This window comes from Gluconacetobacter sp. (assembly GCF_047721585.1).
Taxonomy (GTDB): domain Bacteria; phylum Pseudomonadota; class Alphaproteobacteria; order Acetobacterales; family Acetobacteraceae; genus Gluconacetobacter; species Gluconacetobacter dulcium.
In genome coordinates this window covers 1-5,217 of sequence record NZ_JBDNXE010000192.1, presented here as the reverse complement: position 1 = coordinate 5,217, position 5,217 = coordinate 1, and the positions used below count along the sequence as shown (strand labels likewise).

Sequence of the window (5,217 nt, the reverse complement as noted above, 5' to 3'; positions counted from 1 at the left end):
GTGCCACCCCCAGCCATGTCCCCACGCCATGGCCGAGGTCGAGGACAGCGGCCCCGCCGCAGCCAACGCAGCCGCCAGCAGGAAAGCCATCTTGCGCATCGGAATTCTCCCTTCCAGCAGGAATATCGTCACGTCATCATGTCGGCAGGGCAGGCGGGGTGGTAAACCCGTCCGGCATGCACGATCACGGGATCGCGGTCCGCCTTCCTGTCGGTACACAATCCATCGTTCGCCCCGATCCCGGCCATTTTGTGGCAAATCAGCCCGGCCGGGAAAACCACCAACAGGCGGGCAGCCACCATGGAATGGGGCGCATGACGAACGATCATACCACGACCCCACTCCCGGCAGACCTGTCCATCCGAATGGCACGCTGGCGCCTGGTCCGGACGGACGAACCACCGATACGGACAGCAACCTCCATTCTGCTACCGGTCCTGCGTGACGGGACGGCCGCCATGCTGAAACTCTCTCACGATCCGGACGAACAACGCGGGAACGACCTGATGGCGTGGTGGCAGGGAGCCGGCGCCGCACCGGTCCTTGCCCATGACCGGGAAGCCATTCTGCTGGAACGCGCCCGCCCAGGCCGTTCGCTGGCCGATCTGGTCGATGCGGGAGACGACATCGAGGCAACGCGCCAGATCTGCCACGTCGCCGCTCGCCTGCATGGCCATCGCGCGTCCGACCGGCCCAGGCTCCGTCTGCTGGATGACTGGTTCCGCGACCTCTCGGCCGTTGCACCCTCACGCGGCGACTGGCTGGCACGCTGTGCCGCCTCGGCGCGCGCATTGCTGGCGGATCCTCGCGACCCCATGCCGCTACATGGCGATCTCCATCATGGAAACGTGCTGGACTTCGGCGCGAAAGGCTGGCGCGCCATCGATCCCAAGGGCCTGTTCGGAGAACGCACGTTCGATTTCGCCGCGCTGTTCCTCAACCCCGACCTCGCCGGACGCCCCCGGCGCCATGCGGACCTGCCGCACATCCTCGCCCAGCGGGTCGATCTGGTGGCAAGAACAGCGTCCCTGGACCGCCTCCGGCTCATACGATGGATTCACGCCTGGTGCGGGCTATCGGCGCTCTGGTTCATGGAGGACAAATCGGAGCCCATCATCCAGCATCGCGTCGCCCTGCATGCCGAATATCTTCTAATAAACTGATATTATTCTACTTATTTCCGTTTCGCGCGCGAATACGCGCGCCCAGCGCCGCCAGCGCCTCCTTCAGCGGGCCATCCTGCATATCCGGGATCGGCACCGGCGGAGGCGGGTCGCGCGGCACAGGGCGAGGCGGGGGCGCCCCCCCCACGACCATATCCTGCACCAGCTTCAACGACCGCACCGTACCATGCCCGCAGGAGCGGTTGACGCGGGCGATCAGTTCCGGCGCGAGATGCTGCAATTCCATCGCCACCGGCCCCGCACAGCCCAGCGTCAGCACGCCGGCCGACAGGCGGCGCGGCACGGTACAACGGGCCAGATCTGGCCCGACGATCTCCGCCCAGTCGGTCATCACCTGCGCCAACGCGGCCGGATGCCGGCGGAAGGCGGGGCGTGCGACGGTCGGGATCAGCGCCCCGAGGCTGCGCATCGTCAGGGCGCGCCGTGGTTCGGGCGGAGGTGCGGTAATGCCCACGCGCTTGCCGTCGGTCCGATCCTTCGCCATAAGCGCCTCGTGCCTCCTTCTTCCGCCGCCCTGCTGCGCTGGTACGATCGCCATCGCCGGACCTTGCCCTGGCGGGCCATGCCCGGCCGGACAGCCGATCCCTACCACGTCTGGCTCAGCGAAATCATGCTGCAACAGACGACCGTGGCGGCGGTCATCCCCTACTATCACCGCTTTCTCGAGCTGTTTCCGACAGTCGGTGACCTGGCGCGGGCCGAATCCGATACGGTGATGGCCGCATGGGCGGGCCTTGGCTATTACGCCAGGGCACGCAACCTGCATGCCTGCTCGAAGGTCGTGGCGGCAACCGGCGGCTTTCCCCGCGACGTGGCGGGCCTGCTGGCGCTGCCGGGCGTGGGCACCTATACCGCCGCCGCCATCGCCGCCATCGCATTCGGCCAGCCGGTGGTGCCGGTAGACGGCAATGTGGAGCGCGTGACCAGCCGGCTGTTCGCCCTGACCGACCCGCTGCCCGGATCGCGCAAGACCATCGCCCGGCACGCCGCCACCCTGAACGAGTCCGCCGAGGCCCAGGCGCGCCCCTCCGATTTCGCCCAGGCCCTGTTCGACCTCGGCGCGGGCATCTGCACGCCCCGCCAGCCGGCCTGCGCGCTCTGTCCGTGGCGAGACCCCTGCGCCGGCCTCCGCCAGGGCATCGCCGCCAGCCTCCCGGCCAAGGCCCCGCGCGTCGCCCGCCCGGTGCGCCATGGCGCGCATTTCCTGCTGACCGACGCAGCCGGCCACATCCTGCTGCGCCGCCGGCCGGAGAAAGGATTGCTGGGCGGCATGCTGGAGCTTCCGGGCACCGAATGGCGCGCCACCCCGTGGTCCGAGGCCGAAGCCCTGCCCTTCGCCCCAGCGCGCGCCGGCTGGCGCAAGGCGGGCCGTGTCAGCCACGTCTTCACCCATTTTACCCTGCATGTGGATGTCTATGCCGCCCACGTCGCGCACTTTCCCAACGCGGTAGCCCAGGCCGGAGGAATGGCCGTGGCCCATGCCGATCTGGATACGCTGGCCCTGCCGTCCCTGATGCGCAAATGCGTGGATGCCGCATGGCCCGAAGCGGTGGCCTGACGAAAGCGCAGGGCTCGGTCGCGAACCGCGCCGTCATCCATCCGTCATTTTTTCTTGACGAGTCGCAAAGCGGCAAGCTTGACTGATCAGGTGCCGCGGACGGCCTGCTTCCAGGGGCCGGACCCGCCGCGAATGCCTTCCGGCAAGCGAAAACCGCCAGAATCCTCCGGCGGTACGCCATCTCCGGATGGGATGGAGAGCATGATGACCGTCATTACCGCGTTTCTGTCGTCATCCCTGCCGGTCCTGGGCCTGTGCCTTGCAACGGGCTGTGCCGCACTGCTTGCATGGCGCAACGCGCCGACACCTCAGCCGGTTCCCGTCCGCGTCCGTTCGCGCCGTCGCTGACGACGCAGGCCGCCAGGTCTGTTTTGCCACGATCCGGCGCGTCCTGTAGCATCCCGGACCGATGACCTTTCTTACCGTCCGTCCGGGCGATTCCATCGCCCCGTCCCGTATCGGCGTCCTGCTGACCAATCTCGGCACGCCCGATGACACCGGCTATGGCGCGGTGCGGCGCTATCTGGGCGAATTCCTCTCGGATCGGCGGATCATCGAAGCCCATCCGGCCATCTGGCAACCCATCCTGCGCGGCCCGATCCTGACCCTGCGCCCGCGCCGCACCGGCCGCGCCTATCGCCGCATCTGGAACCAGGAACGCGATGAAAGCCCGCTGCGCACCTACACGCGGGCACAGGGCGAAGCCCTCGCCGAGCGTCTGGCGCCCGATGGCGTAGCGGTGGAATGGGCGATGCGCTACGGCACGCCCTCGATCGCGTCCGGCATCGCCGCCCTGCTGCAACGGGGGTGCGAACGGGTGCTGCTGCTGCCGCTCTATCCGCAATACAGCGCCACCACGACCGCGACCGCCAACGATCAGGCATTCCGCGCGCTGATGCGCCTGCGCAACCAGCCGGCGGTGCGCACCGTGCCGCCCTTTTCCGATCATCCGCTCTATATTGCCGCGCTGGCGCGTTCGGTGCGCGAGACGCTGGCCGACCTGCCCTTCGTCCCCCAGCGCATCGTGGCCTCGTTCCACGGCCTGCCACGCATCTATGTGGAAAAAGGCGATCCGTACGCCGAGGACTGCACCCGCACGATGGTCGCGCTGCGGCAGGCCCTGGATATGGACGAAACGGCAATGCCGCTCACCTACCAGTCCCGGTTCGGCCCGGCACAATGGCTGGAACCCTATACCGCGCCGCTGATCGCGGGCCTGCCGGCACAGGGCATCACCCGTATCGCGGTGATCATGCCGGGCTTCATGGCCGACTGTATCGAAACGCTGGATGAAATCGGCAACGAGGTACGGGCGGAATTCCTGGCTGCCGGCGGTACCGATTTCGCCCTGATCCCATGCCTGAACGCCGCCCCGGCCACCATCGACCTGCTGGAAGGCCTGGTGCGGCAGGAACTCGCGGGCTGGTTACCGGCGCGCTCCGCATAAAGAAAAACCGGGGCCGCCATCAGGCGGCCCCGGCCGGGCATACGCGTCAGCGATGATGCGGTTCAGTGCGTGGCACCTGCCGTCTGCGGATGCTCCGCGTCCCACAACGTGGCTTTCTGCTCGTCCGTCTTGCGCTGGCGGTAGCGCTCCAGCATGCTCAGGTTCGGATCGACCGGGTGTTCCTTGTCGTACAGAGCTGCCTTCTGCCGCAATGTCTTGCGGTATTCATGGCGGGTATACATGCCGGCGGCACAGCCTCCGACCGCCCCCAGCACGGCATGATGGTTGGCTACGTGGCCGCCGACCGCACCGACCGCGCCATATTTCAGGCATCCGCCCGGTTCGGCATGCGCCCCGGCGACCAGGCCGGTCGACAGCAAACCTGCGGTCAGCAGCATCATCACGCCGCGTTTCTGAATCTTCGTCATCAGTCCTGTCCATGCTCCAATGCGGGGTGACGGAGGGAGAAATTCCCGCCCCTCCCCGGTGAGGTCAGTTTTAAAAGGCGGAATCGCGGTCCCATCCGACGCGCCCACCCTGGCAACGCTTACGGGCTGTCACAACTCTCGGTCAGGCGATTGAAGAACCGGCCCCCGGTGCAGACCACAGCCGGCGAGGTCGCCTGGGGTGCCCCAGGCTGTCCATAGGGCTGCGCATAAGGCTGCGCCGGATAAGGTTGTTCCGGGTAAGGCTGCGCAGGATAGGGCTGCGCGGGATAGCCGTCCCCTCCGGCCGGATAAGCGCCGCCCTCGTAGGCCGGCGGGGGATAGCCGCCGTAATTACCATAATCGTCTCCGTAGCCGCCGTCATCATATGCGCCATCATACGCACCATAGGCCGCAGCCCCGGCCGCCATGCCGAACATCGTGCCGAAAGCCAGCGGCCAGCCCCAGCCACTATAATATCCGCCCCAGCCGGGATAGCCCCAACCACCCCAGCCACCACGATAGCCGCCACCATAGCCGCGATAGCCACCACCGCCACGATAGTAGCCCCCGCCACCGCGGTCAACACCGCCGCCCTCACAA

At 67.5% G+C, this 5,217-nt stretch carries 8 protein-coding genes; 4 read left to right on the top strand and 4 right to left on the bottom strand.

The genetic code is table 11. The annotated features are described in order from the left end of the window. Positions 1-128: 128 nt before the first annotated feature. Entirely contained in the window at positions 129-329 is a 201-nt protein-coding gene (locus ABF821_RS19810) for a hypothetical protein (RefSeq protein WP_415531325.1), read from the bottom strand. Between ABF821_RS19810 and ABF821_RS19805 the strand changes: the two genes are divergently transcribed. After that, positions 315-1,163: an aminoglycoside phosphotransferase family protein gene (locus ABF821_RS19805; protein WP_415531324.1), complete on the top strand. Its 849-nt coding sequence runs from the start codon at positions 315-317 to the stop codon at positions 1,161-1,163. The genes ABF821_RS19810 and ABF821_RS19805 overlap by 15 nt on opposite strands. A gap of 7 nt (positions 1,164-1,170) precedes the next feature. On the opposite strand, the gene ABF821_RS19800 is transcribed toward ABF821_RS19805, so the two are convergent. Beyond that, the gene (locus ABF821_RS19800) at positions 1,171-1,668 is read right to left on the bottom strand and encodes a DciA family protein (RefSeq protein ID WP_375271629.1); all 498 of its coding nucleotides are present in this window, start codon (positions 1,666-1,668) and stop codon (positions 1,171-1,173) included. A gap of 9 nt (positions 1,669-1,677) precedes the next feature. On the opposite strand from ABF821_RS19800, the gene mutY reads away from it, so the two are divergent. From mutY to hemH, 3 genes are all read left to right on the top strand, one after another. Further along, positions 1,678-2,742 (top strand): A/G-specific adenine glycosylase, encoded by a 1,065-nt coding sequence (gene mutY, locus ABF821_RS19795; RefSeq protein ID WP_415531323.1) that lies wholly within the window; start codon positions 1,678-1,680, stop codon positions 2,740-2,742. A 201-nt stretch (positions 2,743-2,943) separates the two neighbouring features. After that, positions 2,944-3,090 carry a hypothetical protein gene (locus ABF821_RS19790; protein ID WP_415531322.1) on the top strand — a complete coding sequence of 49 codons (147 nt, stop codon included), beginning with the start codon at positions 2,944-2,946 and terminating at the stop codon, positions 3,088-3,090. A 61-nt stretch (positions 3,091-3,151) separates the two neighbouring features. Further along, positions 3,152-4,189, top strand: a complete 1,038-nt coding sequence (gene hemH / locus ABF821_RS19785; protein WP_415531321.1) for a ferrochelatase — start codon at positions 3,152-3,154, stop codon at positions 4,187-4,189. A gap of 62 nt (positions 4,190-4,251) precedes the next feature. Here hemH and ABF821_RS19780 read toward each other — a convergent pair whose 3' ends face one another. Continuing rightward, on the bottom strand, positions 4,252-4,617 hold the full coding sequence (locus tag ABF821_RS19780) for a hypothetical protein (protein WP_182974543.1): 366 nt from the start codon (positions 4,615-4,617) through the stop codon (positions 4,252-4,254). A gap of 119 nt (positions 4,618-4,736) precedes the next feature. Next, positions 4,737-5,217: hypothetical protein (locus ABF821_RS19775; RefSeq protein WP_415531320.1), on the bottom strand; the 481-nt coding region annotated here is incomplete at its 5' end.